Here is a 15,561-nt window from a genome sequence, read left to right as displayed (position 1 = left end):
CTCCAAGGTCCCACAGTCAAACTCACCATCGGGCTAGATGCACCAAGGAGTATCCGACCTCCGTGCCGACGGCGCCCCAGCATACCACCAGTTTCGTGCGCAGTGGGTCGGCGCAGCCGGTGGGCAACTCACCATGAGGGTCTAAAATCAATCAAGCCACCGGAACAACCTCATCCCGAGGAGGCGCGGAGCGCCGTCTCGAGGGATGGACAAGAAGCGATTACCCGTCGCAGCATGGCCGCCCTCGCGCGAAAGCGCCGCCAAACGATGCGCGATCAATTGACCTGCCTCTGGCCCGCTCCTAAAACTTTCCCACCTTTGGAAGCGACGGGAACGATAGCGCAAGGAGTGACCGATGGGTGAGGTATTTGTATGTGACGCGGTACGGACCCCGATCGGCCGCTTCGGCGGCTCGCTCGCCAAGGTACGCGTCGACGATCTCGCGGCTGCGCCAATCAAGGCCTTGATGGCCAAGCATCCGAACCTCGACTGGTCGCAGGTCGACGAGGTCTACTACGGCTGCGCCAACCAGGCCGGCGAGGACAATCGCAACGTGGCGCGCATGGCGCTCCTGCTCGCTGGCTTGCCGGATTCGGTTCCCGGCCAGACCCTCAACCGCCTCTGCGCGTCCGGACTGGATGCGGTCGGCGCCGGTGCGCGGGCGATCCGCGCCGGAGAGATTGATCTTGCCGTTGCCGGCGGCGTTGAATCGATGACGCGGGCCCCGTTCGTGATGGGCAAGGCGGCGGAAGCGTTTTCGCGCTCGGCGGAAGTTTTCGACACCACGATCGGCTGGCGCTTCATCAATCCGGTCATGAAAGCGCAATATGGCGTCGATGCGATGCCGGAAACCGGCGAGAACGTCGCCGAGGAGTTTCAGATCTCCCGCGCCGATCAGGATGCGTTCGCCATCCGCTCGCAGCAGCGCGCCGGCAAGGCAATCGCGGCGGGTTATTTCGCCGAGGAAATCGTTGCCGTTTCAGCGCCCGGCGGCAAGGCCGGTCCGATCACGGTGGACAAGGACGAACATCCGCGCCCCGAAACGACGATGGAAGGCCTCGCCAAGCTCCGGCCGATCGTGCGCAATCCAGGCACGGTCACCGCCGGCAACGCGTCGGGCGTGAATGACGGCGCCGCCGCCATGATCCTCGCCTCCGAAGCCGCCGTGAAGAAGCACGGGCTGACACCACGAGCCCGCATTCTTGGTCTCGCGTCGGCCGGCGTGCCGCCGCGCATCATGGGCATCGGACCGGTGCCGGCGACACGGAAGCTGATGGAGCGGCTGGGATTGAAGATCAGCGATTTCGATCTGATCGAACTCAACGAAGCCTTTGCGAGCCAGGGCATTGCCTGTCTGCGTCAGCTCGGCGTCAAGGACGACGCCGACTTCGTCAACCCGCACGGCGGCGCCATTGCGCTCGGTCATCCCCTGGGCATGAGCGGCGCGCGACTGGTGGTCACCGCCGTGCACGGCATGGAGAAGCACGGCGGAAAGTTGGCGCTGGCGACGATGTGCGTCGGCGTCGGCCAGGGCGTGGCGATGGCGATCGAGAAGTTGAACTGAGATTTCCCTGCGGTGATCTGGCTGGCCAGTAATCCTCGTTGACTTATCCATATCATTTGTACAAAAGTACAAATGATATGGTCAAAAAGTCCGCCGAAAAGGAAAAGGCGCGCAAGCCGAACATGCGCGAAGCCATTCTCTTTGCCGCGGAGGAATTGTTCTCGGCGAAAGGGTTCAACGCCGTGACCGTGCGCGATATCGCGCAGGCCGCCGGCGCCAATCCGGGCAGCGTGACGTATCATTTCAAGACCAAGGACGAGTTGCTTCTGGAAATCTATCGGCGTCACTGCAAGCCGATGAACCTCAGGCGCGCCGAGCTGCTGGCCGCCGCCAAGCGGGTGCGCGATCTGCAGGACAGGCTGGAGGCGATCGTCCGCGCCTACGTGCTACCGGCATTTTCGTCCGGCAGCGATCTCGCCGGCGGCGGGGCGCGTTTCACGCGGCTGCGCGCCATCATGTCGGCAGAGGGAAACGAAGTCACCCGGCGGATCATCGCGCAGACCTTCGACGACACCAGTCACGCCTTTATCGATGCGGTGCATGATAGTCTTCCGCATATCCCGCGGGCCGAGATCGTCTGGCGCAGCCATTTCCTTCTCGGGGCACTCTATTATACGCTGGTGACGCCAGAGCGCGTCTCCCGGCTGTCGCGCGGCGATTCCGACGGGGCTGACGCAGGAGATGCGATCGAGCAGCTGGTGAAGGCGACCGTCGCTTCGCTGCAAGCGCCTGCGCTCGACCGGGCGACGCCATCGCCGCGGCGATCGGCACCGCCGACCAAATCTCTCGCTGGCGACGGTCACGCACCAAAGTGACGGGATTTCCGGTCCGCCCCGGGATCTGACGAGGAAAGATCAAATGAACAGGCGGGGAAGCTTGCAGCAGCGTCTCCCGTCCCTCCGCAGTAACTGACAGGGAGATCACGTGATCATCGATGTGCACGGCCACTACACCACGGCGCCCAAGGCTCTTGAAGATTGGCGCAACCGGCAGATCGCGGGCATCAAGGATCCCGCGGTCAGACCCAAGGCCAGCGAGCTGAAGATCAGCGACGACGAGCTCCGCGAGTCCATTATCAACAACCAGCTCAAGCAAATGAACGAGCGGGGCAGCGATCTGACCATCTTCAGCCCGCGCGCAAGCTTCATGGCCCATCACATCGGCGACTTCGAGGTGTCGTCGACCTGGGCCGCGATCTGCAACGAGCTGTGCTGGCGCGTAAGCAAGCTATTCCCCGACAGTTTCGCGGGAGCTGCGATGTTGCCTCAATCACCCGGTGTGGATCCAAAGACCTGCGTGGAAGAGCTCGAGAAGTGCGTCAAGGAGTACGGCTTCGTCGGCATCAACCTCAATCCCGACCCTTCCGGCGGACACTGGACCTCGCCGCCGCTTTCGGATCGTCATTGGTACCCGATCTACGAGAAGATGGTCGAGCTCGACATCCCGGCCATGATTCACGTCTCCACGAGCTGCAACGCCTGCTTCCATACCACCGGGGCGCACTACCTGAATGCCGACACCACGGCCTTCATGCAGTGTCTGACGTCGGACCTGTTCAGGGATTTTCCGACCTTGAGGTTCCTGATCCCGCATGGTGGCGGCGCCGTTCCCTATCACTGGGGCCGCTTCCGCGGCCTGGCGCAGGAGATGAAGAAGCCGCTGCTCAAGGATCACCTCCTGAAGAATATATTTTTCGATACCTGCGTCTATCACCAGCCGGGCATCGACCTGCTCACCAAGGTGATCCCGGTCGATAACGTCCTGTTCGCCAGCGAGATGATCGGCGCCGTTCGTGGCATCGATCCGGAAACCGGATTCCACTACGACGACACCAAACGCTATATCGAAGCCGCCACCACACTTAGCGCACAGGACCGGTACAAGATCTACGAAGGCAATGCGCGGCGCGTATTTCCGCGCCTGGATGCTGCGTTGAAAGCAAAAGGAAACTAATCATGAGCGTTGCGATGAACGATCTCGGAATCGTCAGGCGCAATATCGACCGGGCGAACAAGGCCGCCGTCGAGAAATTGGCGCGCTATGGCGTCGCCACGATCCACGAAGCGATGGGCCGGGTCGGCCTGATGCATCCTTATATGCGTCCGATCTATGCCGGAGCCCGCATGTGCGGCACCGCCGTTACCGTGCTGCTGCAGCCGGGGGACAACTGGATGATGCACGTGGCCGCCGAGCAGGTACAGCCGGGTGACGTCGTGGTCGCTGCCTGCACCGTCGACAACACCGACGGCTTTTTCGGCGATCTGCTCGCCACCAGCTACCGTGCCCGCGGCGCGAAAGGTCTCGTCATCGATGGCGGCGCGCGCGATGTGACGGATCTCACCGAAATGCAATTCCCGGTATTTTCGCGCGCGATCAGCGCTCGGGGCACGGTCAAGGCGACACTAGGCTCCGTGAACGTCCCGGTGGTCTGCGCCGGCGCAACCGTAAATCCGGGGGACGTGGTGGTTGCCGATATGGACGGAGTAGTGGTCGTGCCTGCCCGGATCGCCCAGCAGGCTGCGGATGCGGCGGAAGCACGTGAAGCCAACGAAGCCGACAAGCGCGAAAAACTTGCGCAAGGCGTTCTGGGCCTCGACATGTACAAGATGCGGGAGCCGCTTGCGAAGGCCGGATTGAGATATATCGATTGAGGGGAAGAGCGACTAGGGTTCAAGAGAGTTGGTCAATGGCCGCTGACATCGTTGGCATTTCGTCGATGGCCACCCGTCAGATCCTGGCGGAGCGTTCCAGCGCATATCAGCAAAAGACGGGACGCTCGGTAGCTATCGAGTCCGTTGGCGGGGTCGATGCTGCGCGCCGCATCCGCTCCGGCGAGAAATTCGATATCGTTGTGCTCGCCGACGACGCCATGAAGAAGCTCGAGGAGGACGGATTTCTGAAATCGGGGAGCCGCGCCGCCTTTGCCGATTCGGCGATTGCCGTGGCTGTACGATCGGGAGCCAGGCGTCCTGATCTCTCGGACGAGGCCGCGACAAAAGCCGCAGTTCTCTCGGCACAATCGATTGGCTACTCCACGGGGCCGAGCGGGACGCATGTGCTCAAGCTGTTGGAAAAATGGGGCGCCGATCGATCGAAGTCGGTGCGTATCATTCAGGCGCCCCCAGGCGTTCCGGTGGGCGCCCTGGTGGCGCGCGGCGATGCCGAACTCGGCTTTCAGCAATTGAGCGAGTTTCTGGATGTGCCGGGCATCGATATCGTCGCCGCCTTGCCCCAGGAGATTCAATCGTTGACCCGGTTTTCATGCGCCGTGTGCGCACTGGCATCCAACGAAACCGGAGCGCGTGATTTCATCAGCTATCTGAGCTCTGCGGAGGCGGCTGCATCCATACGCAGTCACGGCATGGAACCGACGCACCCAGGGTCATGAGGCAACGGGTCGAAACATTGAAGGAAGCGTTTATGTCGAAACCTGTTACGGGGCCGTTCGAGAAGACGCCGGGTTGGCTTGACTGGTATGCCGGTCCCTCGAAGCCGCGCTTCGCGGTGCCGGCCGGCGCTGTCGATGCGCATTGCCATGTGTTCGGGCCGGGAGCCGAATTCCCCTACGCGCCCGGGCGCAAATACACGCCCTGCGATGCGTCGAGGCGGCAGCTCTACGCGTTGCGCGACCATCTCGGTTTCGCGCGGAACGTGGTCGTCCAGGCGACCTGTCACGGTAGCGACAATCGCGCAATGATCGACGCACTCATTCATTCGGGCGGCAGGGCGCGCGGGGTCGCGACGGTGAAGCGCAGCGTCAGCGACGCCGAACTCAAGGCGATGCACGAGGCCGGCGTGCGCGGGGTTCGCTTCAATTTCGTCAAGCGACTGGTCGATTTCACGCCACGCGACGAATTGAACGAGATCGCCGGGCGGATTGCGAAATTGGGTTGGCACGTAGTGATCTACTTTGAGGCACAAGACCTGCCCGAATTGTGGGATTTCTTCACGTCGCTGCCGACCACGGTCGTGGTCGACCATATGGGCAGGCCCGACGTCGCCAAGCCGATCGACGGCGCCGAGTTCGAGCTGTTCGTGAAATTCATGCGCGAGAACCAGAACGTCTGGTCCAAGGTCAGTTGCCCGGAACGATTATCGATTTCTGGATCGCCGGCGCTCGATGGCGAGCAGAATGCCTACCGAGACGTCGTGCCGTTCGCAAAGCGAATCGTCGAGGCGTTTCCCGATCGCGTGCTCTGGGGCACCGACTGGCCGCATCCCAATCTCAAGGGGCACATGCCCGATGACGGTCTCCTGGTCGATTTCATTCCGCACGTCGCCACCACGCCCGAACTTCAGCACAAGCTCCTGGTCGACAATCCGATGCGACTGTACTGGCCCGAGGAATCATAAAGGAGGCACTCCGATGGCACTTGACAAACCCTACACGGACGTACCCGGCACCACCGTCTTCGACGCCGACATGTCGCGGCAAGGCTATCATCTGAACCAGTTTTGCATGTCGCTGATGAAGGCGGAGAACCGCGCGCGTTTCAAAGCCAACGAGCGGGCTTATCTCGACGAATGGCCCATGACCGAGGATCAGAAACAGGCTGTGCTCGCGCGCGACCTCAACCGCTGCATCGAACTCGGCGGCAACATCTACTTCCTGGCAAAGATCGGCGCGACCGACGGCAAAAGCTTTCAGCAGATGGCCGGCAGCATGACCGGCATGAGCGAAGAACAATATCGTGAAATGATGGTGAAGGGTGGCCGCTCCGTCGAAGGTAATCGTCGCATTGGGGAGAAGAAGTGATGGCCCGTATCACTGCAAGTGTCTACACCTCGCACGTGCCGGCGGTCGGTGCGGCGATCGATCTCGGCAAGACCACCGAGCCCTATTGGCAGCCGGTTTTCAAGGGCTACGATTTCTCGAAGCAGTGGCTGAAGGAGCAGAAGCCGGACGTGATCTTTCTGGTTTACAACGATCACGCCAACGCGTTCAGCCTCGACATCATCCCGACCTTTGCGATCGGCACCGCGCCCGAGTTCGCGGTAGCCGACGAAGGCTGGGGCCCGCGCCCGGTGCCCAAGGTGATCGGACATACGAAGCTCGCCTCCCATATCGCGCAGTCGGTGATCCAGGACGACTTCGATCTGACCATCGTCAACAAGATGGATATCGACCACGGTCTTACGGTGCCGCTCAGCCTGATGTGCGGCCAGCCAAAGGCGTGGCCCTGCCCGATCATCCCGTTCGCCGTCAATGTAGTGCAGTACCCGCCGCCATCTGGCCGGCGCTGCTTCATGCTCGGCAAGGCGATCCGCAAGGCGATCGAATCCTATGAAGAGCCGCTCAATGTGCAGATCTGGGGGACCGGCGGCATGAGCCACCAGCTCCAGGGGCCGCGCGCCGGGCTGATCAACAAGGAGTGGGATGAGGCCTTCCTCGATCGGCTGATTGCCGACCCCGATGGACTTTCCAGGATGCCGCACATCGACTACGTCCGCGAGGCGGGTAGCGAGGGCATTGAACTCGTGATGTGGCTGATCGCCCGTGGCGCCATGAGCGACGTCAATGGCGGCAAGCCGCCAGCGGTCCGGCATCGCTTCTATCATGTGCCGGCGAGCAACACCGCCGTCGGCCACGTGATCCTGGAGAACAACTGACATGACCAAGGCTATCAAAGTCGCGCTCGCCGGCGCCGGCGCTTTCGGCATCAAGCATCTCGACGGCATCAAGAAGATAGATGGCGTCGAGGTGGTGTCGCTGGTCGGCCGCAGGCTGGAGCCGACCAGGGAAGTCGCTGCCAAATACGATATCGCCCATGTATCCACCGACCTCGCCGACAGCCTCGCGCTGAAGGAAGTTGACGCGGTGATCCTGTGCACGCCTACCCAGATGCATGCGTCGCAATCGATCGCCTGCATGAAGGCCGGCAAGCACGTGCAGGTCGAAATCCCGCTGGCCGATTCCCTGCAGGACGCGCAGGCTGTTGTCGACCTGCAGAAAAAAACCGGATTGATCGCGATGTGCGGCCACACCAGGAGATTCAATCCCAGCCACCAATGGGTGCATAAAAGGATTGTCGCCGGCGAATACAACATCCACCAGATGGATGTGCAGACGTTCTTCTTCCGTCGGTCGAACATGAACGCGCTGGGTCAGCCGCGGAGCTGGACCGACCACCTGTTGTGGCACCACGCGGCGCACACAATCGATCTGTTCGCCTACCAGACCCGCTCGCCGATCGTAAGGGCGAACGCGGTCCAGGGGCCCATTCACCCGACGCTGGGGATCGCGATGGATATGTCCATCCAGCTAAAAACCGAAAGCGGCGCGATCTGCACACTCAGCCTGTCGTTCAACAATGACGGTCCGCTCGGCACCTTCTTCCGCTATATCGGCGATACCGGCACTTATGTCGCGCGCTACGACGATCTCTTCAACGGCAAGGAAGAAAAGATCGACGTCTCCAGGGTCGATGTATCGATGAACGGGATCGAACTGCAGGATCGCGAGTTCTTTGCCGCCATCCGCGAGGGCCGCGAGCCCAATGCGAGCGTCGCCCAGGTGCTACCGTGTTATCAGGTTTTGCACGGGCTGGAGCGACAGCTCGTTTAGGCCCGCCGCGAGGCAGAAAGTCGACCTGCGATCAGGGCGGCTTGCCAGCACCACATCTGCGGTGATGCTTCCGTTCGCCAATTCGCGACCATCTTTTTGATCTGTCGACGGTTTTTGGCGGGTCAGGCCAACCGAACTGTGGTCGCGCGGCCACACTCAACGGTTTTAGATAGACACGTTCTGCAACCCCGATTGTAACTGTCGGCAACATCGATTACTGGCTCAGACGGGCTCATGTACCGCTGAGGACATAATGAAAAAGCTTGCTTTGGGACTTCTGCTGGCGTCGATATCCGGCGCAGCTTCTGCCGCCGATCTGCCTGCCGCCGCTCCGCCCTACACGAAGGCGCCGGCGATCGTCAGCCCCGCCACCAACTGGAGCGGGTTCTACATCGGCGCGATGGGCGGCTATGGCAGCGAAAACACCGGCGATCAGTTCGCGATCAAGGGCGGTTTCGCCGGCGGCACGATCGGTTACAATTGGCAGTTCGGCCAGTTCGTCGCCGGTGTCGAAGCCGACGGCGCCTGGGCAGACATCAACAACAGCGTGACGCAGGTTTTCCCGGGCGTGGGAGCCATCACCGCTTCGGCGAAGGTTGATGCGCTCGCCACGGTTCGCGGCCGTTTCGGCGTCGCGTTCGATCAGGTCCTGCTTTACGGCACCGCGGGCCTGGCTCTGGCGGATACCAAGCTCGGCGCGTCCGCTCCAGGCGTGGCTCTCAGCGACAGCCAGACCATGACCGGCTGGACCGCGGGCGCGGGCATCGAGTGGATGTTCATGCCCCGCTGGTCCGTGAAGGCTGAATATCTCTATCGCAGCTTCGGCAGCCAGACCTTCTTCGCGTCGCAGATTCCTGGGGGCATCGCAACCGGCACGCTGAACATCAACAGCGGCGAAGTCGGCATCAACTATCACTTCTGATCGCGCGCAACCGCGATCTCGAAGAAATCCTGAAGGAGCGCTGCATGCAGCGCTCCTTTTGCTTTTGGGAGAGAAGGTGATGGAATTCTATTCCATCACCGCGTGATCGGCCGCGGGCGCCTGGTGGCGCAAGGCAGCCTTGGTCGAACCGATCATGATCGCGAGCGGAATCGAGCAGACGATGAAGATCATCACGAGCTGATAGTCCTGCGAGAACGCGATGATCTGCGCCTGGATCGCCACCATCACATCCGCCATGGCGCGGCCCTTGTCGGTGCCGAGATTGATCATGCTGTGCACGTCAGGCATCTGCAGCGCCTGATTGAACGGGGTGATGTGCTCCGACAGGATGGCGTAGATCCGCCGTCCGCCATCGGTGAGCTGCGCGATCACGATCGAGATGCCGATCGAGCTCGCGACGTTTCGCATCAGGGTCAGCATCGAGGTGCCGTCGGTGCGAAGGTTGTTCGGCAGCGTCATGAACGCCACCGTCGACAGCGGCACGAAGACGAGTCCGAAGCCAAAACCCTGAATGATGCTGATGATGACGATCTCCTGCGCGCCGGTCTGGTCGGTCCAGGCGGTCATGGTGTAGAGCGACAGCGCGGTGATGCTCAGGCCGGTGATGATCAACGTGCGCGCCTCGATGTAGCGCATCAGCCGGCCCACCATCATCATGGCGACGAAGGTGCCGCAGCCGCGGCTTGCGAGCAGCACGCCGGCGGTGATGATGGGATAGCCGATCACGTTCTGCAGGTATGGCGAGGCCAGCGCCATCGTCGAGTACAGCACAAGCCCCATCACCGTCATGAAGATGCAGCCGGTGAGGAAATTGCGATCCCTGAACAGCGCGAACTGGATGAAGGGACGGTCCGTCGTGAAGGAGTGCGCAAAGAAATAATAGAAGCCGGCGATCGAGATCACGAACTCGGCGATGATCTCGTTGGATTCGAACCAGCCGAGCTGTTCGCCGCGGTCGAGCGCGACCTGAAGCGCGCCGATGGCGATGGCAAGCGCGGCAAAGCCGAACCAGTCGAAGCGCAATTCGGTATCCTGCTTTGTCTCGTCCATGAATACCATCAGGCCGAGCACGGTGATGATGCCGAACGGCAGGTTGACGAAGAACACCCAGTGCCAGGAATAGGTCTCGGTCAGCCAGGCGCCGAGCGAGGGTCCCATGATCGGGCCCATCATCACGCCCATGCCCCAGATCGACATCGCCTTGGCGCGCTCCTGCAGGGAGTACATGTCGAGCATGACCGCCTGCGACAACGGCACCAAGGCGGCGCCGAACACGCCCTGCAGCAGGCGGAACAGCACCATCTGGTTGATGTCCTGCGCAAGCCCGCACAGCACCGACGCGACCGTGAATCCCGCAGAGCAAATGATGAAAGTGCGCTTGCGCCCGAAGCGATTGGCGATCCAGCCCACCGGCGCGGTCATGATCGCTGCCGCCACGATGTAGGAGGTCAGCACCCAGTTGATCTGGTCCTGCGACGCCGACAACGTGCCCTGCATATAAGGCAGCGCAACGTTGGCGATCGTGGTGTCGAGCGCCTGCATGATGGTGGCGGTCATGGCGCAGATCGTCACCATGTTCCGCTGCAGGCCGGGAACGGTGCTCATCAGTTTTGGTCTTGCTTCGCCGTGGCGCGCAGGCTCAACAGTCCAGCCAGCGTCCGCTTGTGCCCGGTGTCGATCGTCGCATAGGCGCTCATGCCGGCTTTCAGCTTCTTCACCATCGGATCGTTGTCGTCGAAGTAGATCCGCACCGGAATGCGCTGCACCACCTTGACGAAATTGCCGGTAGCGTTTTGCGGCGGCAGGATCGCGAACTGCGCGCCGGTGCCGGGCGAGAGCGAACCCACAGTGCCCTTGAAGGGGTGATCCGGGAACGCATCGACTTCGATCTCGACCGATTGCCCGACCGCGAGATGGGTGAAGTCGGACTCCTTCAGGTTGGAATCGATCCACGGCTTCGCGACATCGATGATGGTGAAGACCGGCGAGCCAGCGACGACGAAGCGGCCGAGCTGGATCTGGTCGACCAGGGTCGCGATGCCGTCCATCGGCGCGCGCATCTCGGTGTGGTCGAGGTCGCGCTGGGCCTGCGCGAGCGCGGCCTGCGCCTGGTAATAAGGCGGGAAGTCGTCGAGCTTGAGGTTGGCGTTGCCGAGCAACTGCGTCAGCGAGCTCGAACGCTGCTGCTGCACGAAGGCAAGCTGGGCGCGCGCGGTGACAACTGCGGTCGTGGAGTTGTCGAGGTCGAGTTGCGAGCCGAAGCTGCTTTTCGCCAGCGTCGACTTGCGGTCGACGTCGCGCTGCTTCAGGTCGATGGTCTGCTGCATCAACTCGGCCATCTGGTCGTAAATCTTGATGTTGGCGCCGAGGTTGCTGTAGCTCGTCCTGGCCTGTTCGACGGCGGCCTTGGCGCGATCGACCGTCAGGCGGAACGGGACCGGATCGATCTCGAACAGCACGTCGCCCTTGTGGACGAGCTCGCCTTCCTTGACCACGACCTTGTCGATGCGGCCGGAGATGTCGGGCGTGATCAGGACCTTTTGCGCGCCAACATAGGTGTCGTCGGTGCCGACGTAGCGGCCGCCATTGAGATAGAACGTCACGCCGCCGATCACGGCAACGATCGGCAGCACGACGAGCAACAGGAACCGGCGATAGCGGCGCATCGCAGCCAGCAGGCGACGGCGCGGCCGAGCCGCAACCTTTTCATGCGGCGGTTGCGCCGGCGCGCCCTTCTGCTCGGGCGGAAATTTCAATACGGGCTCAGCCATAGCGGGGTTCTTTCCTTGCATCTTCTTCGGCGTCGGCAATCGCGTTGCGGACGTTTTCCTTGACTGTTTCCAGTTGGGTGAGAAGCCGCTGGGCGTCAGGCGGGCTGATACCTTCCAGCGCAGTCGTCGTGATTTCCGACTTCAAACCGTTCATCTTGCCAAGCAGCGCGCGGCCGGCCTTGCGCAAATAGAGCCGGTTGACACGGCGATCGGTGTCGTCGCTGCGGCGTTCGATCCAGCCATTGTCGCAAAGGCGATCGATCAGGCGCGTCAGCGTGATCGGCTGCATCTCCATTTGTTCGGCAAGTTCCGATTGCTTCATGCCCTCGAAGCGTTCGACCTTGGCGAGCACCGCCCATTGCGCGCGGGTGATGCCAAAGCGCGCCGCCTGCCGGTCGGCATAAGCGCGCACCAGCCGCTGCAGTTCGCCGAGCGTAAACAGAAAATTCGCGTCCACGGGATCGCGGGGCATGCTGGCGCACCGTTTTCGACGTTCGAGAAGCATGCGGGCCCTCTGGGGCCCTTCATAAGCTTGCGATATAATAAGCTTGCTTATGAATTTTTCATGGCCGTGGCAATGCGGCCCTGCCCTGTCAAATCGGCATGGCTAAGGAACCGCTAAGGCGATGGCCCCGTGGGGCTTTTCCGCGCAACGGGATTTTGGTTATTCCTTTAGAATGTTAGGCTTAAGCCATGAGGATCGCCAAACCGACCTTTCCCGCCCCCGGTCACGATCACGGCCGCTGCACGGCGGATGCCTTGCAGCATGCCGAGCGGGTCTGCGCCGGGCGGCGCCGGAAATTCACGCCAATCCGCCGCCAGGTGCTGGAAGCGCTGTTGTCGAGCCACCGGCCGCTCGGCGCCTATGAGGTGATCGAAGAACTGGCGAAGACGAAGCCGCGGCCAGCGCCGATCACGGTCTATCGCGCGCTCGACTTTCTGATCGAGAACGGCCTCGTCCACCGCATCGAAAGCCGCAACGCCTTTCTCGCCTGCGCGCATGACCATGACGAGGCGGCGATGGTGGCGTTCCTGATCTGCGAGCGCTGCGGCCTGGTCGGCGAAGTGCCGGCGGCGCCGGTCGCGCAAAGCCTCACCGCGTCGGCGCGCGCCAGCGGCTTTGCGCCGAAAATGTCGATCGTCGAGATCACCGGCATTTGCGCGCATTGCCAGAATTAAGAAGAAAGCGACCAAGCTTCCCATGACTTCAGACAAATTGCCGAATTCATCGGCGGAGCGCTCGCTCAGCCCGCAAGCCATTGGCCTGATGCTGATGCTGTGCTTGAGTTGGGGCTTCAACCAGATCGCGGTCAAACTGGCGCTGCCTGATATTCCGCCGCTTTGGCAAGGCGCGATCCGTTCCACCGCCGCGCTTCCGGTGCTGCTCCTGATTGCACACTTCCGCGGCGTAAAACTGTTCGAACGCGACGGCACGCTTCGCGCCGGCCTTCTGCTCGGCGTCACCTTCGGCATCGAATTCGTGCTGGTGTATCGCGGGCTGGAATTGACGACGGCCTCACGCGCGGTGGTCTTTCTCTACACCGCGCCTTTCTTTGTCGCGCTTGGTTCCTACCGGTTGCTCGGCGAACGGTTGCGCGCCTTGCAATGGGCCGGTCTCGGCTTGAGCTTTGTCGGCGTCGCGCTCGCCATCGGCGTGCCCCAACCCGATGTCGACGCCAGCGTGCTATGGGGCGATCTGTTGATCGTCGGCGGCGGGGCGCTGTGGGCTGCGACGACGTTGATGGTGAAGGCGACCCGCTTGCGCCACGCGCCGGCCGAAAAGGGGCTGATCTACCAGGTCGCGGTATCGATCCCGATTTTGGGCATGGCAGCCTTCTGTTTCGGCGAGAGGCTGACCCATTTTCCCGGACCTCTGGCCCTGTCGCTGATGGCCTATCAGGCGATTTGGGTGGTCGGACTGACGTTTTTGCTCTGGTTTGCGCTGGTTAAGACCTATTCGGCCAGCAAATTGTCGGCATTTACCTTCATCACCCCTTTGTTTGGCGTCGCGGCTAGCTATTTCATCCTGCATGATAGGCTGACCCCGGTTTTCGGGGCCGCGGCACTTCTCGTCATCGCGGGGCTTTACCTCGTGAACCGGCCCAATCCGGGTGCTCCAATACCGACTGATCCGTTGCTGACCGTCACCGAAACCTGATATCTGACGCCCATGAACAAGCCCGAAAAGTCTCTCGATAACGATATTGCGGGTCCTGGCGCCCGGCACAGAACCACGCAGGTCATGGTCGGCCAGGTCGCCGTCGGCGGCGGCGCACCGATCGTCGTGCAGTCGATGACCAACACCGACACCGCCGATGTCGACGGCACTATCGCGCAGGTCGCAGCGCTCGCGCGCGCCGGCTCCGAGATGGTGCGCATCACCGTCGACCGCGAGGAAGCGGCTGCCGCCGTTCCCCATATCCGCGACGGCCTGCGCAAGCGCGGTATCAACACGCCTTTGATCGGCGACTTCCATTACATCGGCCACAAGCTGCTCGCCGAATATCCGGCCTGCGCCGAGGCGCTCGACAAATACCGCATCAATCCGGGCCATGTCGGTTTCAAGAACAAGCGCGACACGCAATTCGCCGACATCATCGAGATCGCCAACAAGAACAACAAGCCGGTGCGCATCGGCGCCAACTGGGGTTCGCTCGATCAGGAGCTGCTCACCAAGCTGATGGACGAGAACACCGCGTCTCCCAATCCGCGCGACGCCCGCGCCGTGACGCGCGAGGCCATGGTGCAGTCGGCGCTGCTGTCAGCGGCACGCGCGCAAGAACTCGGCATGCCGAAGAACAAGATGATCCTGTCGGCGAAAGTTTCCGCCGTGCAGGACCTGATCGCGGTGTACCAGGAACTGGCGCGCCGCTCCGACTACGCCATCCATCTCGGCCTGACCGAGGCCGGCATGGGCTCGAAGGGCATCGTCGCTTCGTCCGCCGCGCTCGGCATCCTCCTGCAAGACGGCATCGGCGACACCATCCGCATTTCCTTGACGCCCGAACCGGGCGGCGATCGCACGCTGGAAGTGCAGGTCGCCCAGGAACTCTTGCAGACCATGGGCTTCCGCACCTTCGTGCCGCTGGTTGCGGCATGTCCCGGCTGCGGCCGCACCACGTCGACCACGTTCCAGGAACTGGCGCGCTCGATCCAGGATTTCATCCGCGACGAGATGCCGGGCTGGAAGACGCAATATCCGGGCGTCGAGGAACTCAACGTCGCCGTGATGGGCTGCATCGTCAACGGCCCCGGCGAATCCAAGCATGCCAATATCGGCATCTCGCTGCCCGGCACGGGCGAAGCACCGGCCGCGCCGGTGTTTGTCGACGGCAAGAAATTCCGCACGCTGCGCGGCCCCGGCATCGCCGCCGACTTCAAGGCGCTGGTGATCGACTATATCGACCAGCGTTATGGCAAAGGCGCCAAGCTGCCGGAGACTGCGGCGGCGGAGTAGTCCGCCTCCAAGAGCGATGGATTAAGGTTCGCTTCACCTCTCCCCGCTTGCGGGGCGAGGGAGACTGCTTTTGCCGCGGCCGGCAATCGACTTCATCATGCCCTAGCTCATCCGGCGCCGCAGTGTCGCCGATGGCAACTCGCCGAATTTGGCGCGGTAAGCTCCAGCCATGCGGCTCAAATGCGTGAAGCCAAGAGCGAAAGCGATCTCGGTGACGGACGCATCGCCCTCCGCACGGCAGAGCTGCGCATGGAGATTGGC

Annotated in this window: 17 protein-coding genes; 13 read left to right on the top strand and 4 right to left on the bottom strand. The window is 62.2% G+C overall.

Features of this window, described 5'->3' with window-relative positions:
• Window positions 1-355: 355 nt before the first annotated feature.
• The 10 genes from pcaF (at window position 356) to M6D32_RS05700 (ending at window position 9,051) form a co-directional block, all read left to right on the top strand.
• Window positions 356-1,564 carry a 3-oxoadipyl-CoA thiolase gene (pcaF, locus tag M6D32_RS05745; RefSeq protein WP_298254242.1) on the top strand — a complete coding sequence of 403 codons (1,209 nt, stop codon included), beginning with the start codon at window positions 356-358 and terminating at the stop codon, window positions 1,562-1,564.
• Window positions 1,565-1,641: 77 nt separating this feature from the next.
• On the top strand, window positions 1,642-2,379 hold the full coding sequence (locus tag M6D32_RS05740) for a TetR/AcrR family transcriptional regulator (RefSeq protein WP_298254240.1): 738 nt from the start codon (window positions 1,642-1,644) through the stop codon (window positions 2,377-2,379).
• Between the two features lie 109 nt (window positions 2,380-2,488).
• Complete coding sequence (locus M6D32_RS05735) at window positions 2,489-3,517, top strand: amidohydrolase family protein (RefSeq protein WP_298254237.1); 1,029 nt, start codon at window positions 2,489-2,491, stop codon at window positions 3,515-3,517.
• Between the two features lie 2 nt (window positions 3,518-3,519).
• Window positions 3,520-4,215, top strand: coding sequence for a 4-carboxy-4-hydroxy-2-oxoadipate aldolase/oxaloacetate decarboxylase (ligK, locus tag M6D32_RS05730; protein WP_298254235.1), 696 nt, complete (start codon window positions 3,520-3,522; stop codon window positions 4,213-4,215).
• Between the two features lie 35 nt (window positions 4,216-4,250).
• Window positions 4,251-4,952, top strand: a complete 702-nt coding sequence (locus M6D32_RS05725; RefSeq protein ID WP_298254233.1) for a substrate-binding domain-containing protein — start codon at window positions 4,251-4,253, stop codon at window positions 4,950-4,952.
• 32 nt (window positions 4,953-4,984) lie between these two features.
• Window positions 4,985-5,917 carry an amidohydrolase family protein gene (locus M6D32_RS05720; protein ID WP_298254231.1) on the top strand — a complete coding sequence of 311 codons (933 nt, stop codon included), beginning with the start codon at window positions 4,985-4,987 and terminating at the stop codon, window positions 5,915-5,917.
• Window positions 5,918-5,930: 13 nt separating this feature from the next.
• Window positions 5,931-6,320 carry a protocatechuate 4,5-dioxygenase subunit alpha gene (ligA, locus tag M6D32_RS05715; RefSeq protein ID WP_298254229.1) on the top strand — a complete coding sequence of 130 codons (390 nt, stop codon included), beginning with the start codon at window positions 5,931-5,933 and terminating at the stop codon, window positions 6,318-6,320.
• Window positions 6,320-7,174, top strand: a complete 855-nt coding sequence (locus tag M6D32_RS05710; RefSeq protein ID WP_298254227.1) for a class III extradiol dioxygenase subunit beta — start codon at window positions 6,320-6,322, stop codon at window positions 7,172-7,174. Before ligA ends, M6D32_RS05710 begins: the two co-directional genes overlap by 1 nt.
• Before the next feature lies 1 nt (window position 7,175).
• Window positions 7,176-8,129: a Gfo/Idh/MocA family oxidoreductase gene (locus M6D32_RS05705; RefSeq protein WP_298254225.1), complete on the top strand. Its 954-nt coding sequence runs from the start codon at window positions 7,176-7,178 to the stop codon at window positions 8,127-8,129.
• 253 nt (window positions 8,130-8,382) lie between these two features.
• The gene (locus M6D32_RS05700) at window positions 8,383-9,051 is read left to right on the top strand and encodes an outer membrane protein (RefSeq protein WP_298254223.1); all 669 of its coding nucleotides are present in this window, start codon (window positions 8,383-8,385) and stop codon (window positions 9,049-9,051) included.
• Between the two features lie 87 nt (window positions 9,052-9,138).
• On the opposite strand, the gene M6D32_RS05695 is transcribed toward M6D32_RS05700, so the two are convergent.
• Genes M6D32_RS05695 through M6D32_RS05685 form a run of 3 tightly spaced genes read right to left on the bottom strand, consistent with a single transcriptional unit; the run spans window position 9,139 to window position 12,315 of the window.
• Complete coding sequence (locus tag M6D32_RS05695) at window positions 9,139-10,677, bottom strand: MDR family MFS transporter (RefSeq protein ID WP_298254221.1); 1,539 nt, start codon at window positions 10,675-10,677, stop codon at window positions 9,139-9,141.
• Window positions 10,677-11,843 (bottom strand): HlyD family secretion protein, encoded by a 1,167-nt coding sequence (locus M6D32_RS05690; protein WP_298254219.1) that lies wholly within the window; start codon window positions 11,841-11,843, stop codon window positions 10,677-10,679. The genes M6D32_RS05695 and M6D32_RS05690 overlap by 1 nt, the downstream gene beginning before the upstream one ends.
• Window positions 11,836-12,315, bottom strand: a complete 480-nt coding sequence (locus tag M6D32_RS05685) for a MarR family transcriptional regulator (RefSeq protein ID WP_298254217.1) — start codon at window positions 12,313-12,315, stop codon at window positions 11,836-11,838. The genes M6D32_RS05690 and M6D32_RS05685 overlap by 8 nt, the downstream gene beginning before the upstream one ends.
• Before the next feature lie 221 nt (window positions 12,316-12,536).
• Between M6D32_RS05685 and M6D32_RS05680 the strand changes: the two genes are divergently transcribed.
• From M6D32_RS05680 to ispG, 3 genes are read left to right on the top strand one after another with little or no spacing between them, the layout of a single operon-like run.
• The gene (locus tag M6D32_RS05680) at window positions 12,537-13,022 is read left to right on the top strand and encodes a transcriptional repressor (RefSeq protein WP_298254216.1); all 486 of its coding nucleotides are present in this window, start codon (window positions 12,537-12,539) and stop codon (window positions 13,020-13,022) included.
• A 22-nt stretch (window positions 13,023-13,044) separates the two neighbouring features.
• Complete coding sequence (locus M6D32_RS05675; protein ID WP_298254214.1) at window positions 13,045-14,001, top strand: DMT family transporter; 957 nt, start codon at window positions 13,045-13,047, stop codon at window positions 13,999-14,001.
• A 12-nt stretch (window positions 14,002-14,013) separates the two neighbouring features.
• The gene (gene ispG, locus M6D32_RS05670) at window positions 14,014-15,300 is read left to right on the top strand and encodes a flavodoxin-dependent (E)-4-hydroxy-3-methylbut-2-enyl-diphosphate synthase (protein ID WP_298254212.1); all 1,287 of its coding nucleotides are present in this window, start codon (window positions 14,014-14,016) and stop codon (window positions 15,298-15,300) included.
• 102 nt (window positions 15,301-15,402) lie between these two features.
• On the opposite strand, the gene M6D32_RS05665 is transcribed toward ispG, so the two are convergent.
• Window positions 15,403-15,561: helix-turn-helix domain-containing protein (locus tag M6D32_RS05665; protein WP_298254243.1), on the bottom strand; the 159-nt coding region annotated here is incomplete at its 5' end.

Origin of the sequence: Bradyrhizobium sp. (assembly GCF_027307225.1) — a bacterium.
In the GTDB taxonomy this organism is placed as follows: domain Bacteria; phylum Pseudomonadota; class Alphaproteobacteria; order Rhizobiales; family Xanthobacteraceae; genus Bradyrhizobium.
The sequence above is the reverse complement of the archived record's forward strand: the minus strand, read 5'-3'. Positions and strand labels throughout refer to the sequence as shown.

Coding starts and splice junctions, on each gene's coding strand:
- M6D32_RS05725 (WP_298254233.1), top strand. CDS start 4,251: ATGGCCGCTGACATCGTTGGCATTTCGTCGATGGCCACCCGTCAGATC.
- ispG (WP_298254212.1), top strand. CDS start 14,014: ATGAACAAGCCCGAAAAGTCTCTCGATAACGATATTGCGGGTCCTGGC.
- ligA (WP_298254229.1), top strand. CDS start 5,931: ATGGCACTTGACAAACCCTACACGGACGTACCCGGCACCACCGTCTTC.
- M6D32_RS05695 (WP_298254221.1), bottom strand. CDS start 10,677: ATGAGCACCGTTCCCGGCCTGCAGCGGAACATGGTGACGATCTGCGCC.
- M6D32_RS05680 (WP_298254216.1), top strand. CDS start 12,537: ATGAGGATCGCCAAACCGACCTTTCCCGCCCCCGGTCACGATCACGGC.
- M6D32_RS05685 (WP_298254217.1), bottom strand. CDS start 12,315: ATGCCCCGCGATCCCGTGGACGCGAATTTTCTGTTTACGCTCGGCGAA.
- M6D32_RS05720 (WP_298254231.1), top strand. CDS start 4,985: ATGTCGAAACCTGTTACGGGGCCGTTCGAGAAGACGCCGGGTTGGCTT.
- M6D32_RS05710 (WP_298254227.1), top strand. CDS start 6,320: ATGGCCCGTATCACTGCAAGTGTCTACACCTCGCACGTGCCGGCGGTC.
- M6D32_RS05740 (WP_298254240.1), top strand. CDS start 1,642: ATGGTCAAAAAGTCCGCCGAAAAGGAAAAGGCGCGCAAGCCGAACATG.
- pcaF (WP_298254242.1), top strand. CDS start 356: ATGGGTGAGGTATTTGTATGTGACGCGGTACGGACCCCGATCGGCCGC.
- M6D32_RS05705 (WP_298254225.1), top strand. CDS start 7,176: ATGACCAAGGCTATCAAAGTCGCGCTCGCCGGCGCCGGCGCTTTCGGC.
- M6D32_RS05690 (WP_298254219.1), bottom strand. CDS start 11,843: ATGGCTGAGCCCGTATTGAAATTTCCGCCCGAGCAGAAGGGCGCGCCG.
- M6D32_RS05675 (WP_298254214.1), top strand. CDS start 13,045: ATGACTTCAGACAAATTGCCGAATTCATCGGCGGAGCGCTCGCTCAGC.
- ligK (WP_298254235.1), top strand. CDS start 3,520: ATGAGCGTTGCGATGAACGATCTCGGAATCGTCAGGCGCAATATCGAC.
- M6D32_RS05700 (WP_298254223.1), top strand. CDS start 8,383: ATGAAAAAGCTTGCTTTGGGACTTCTGCTGGCGTCGATATCCGGCGCA.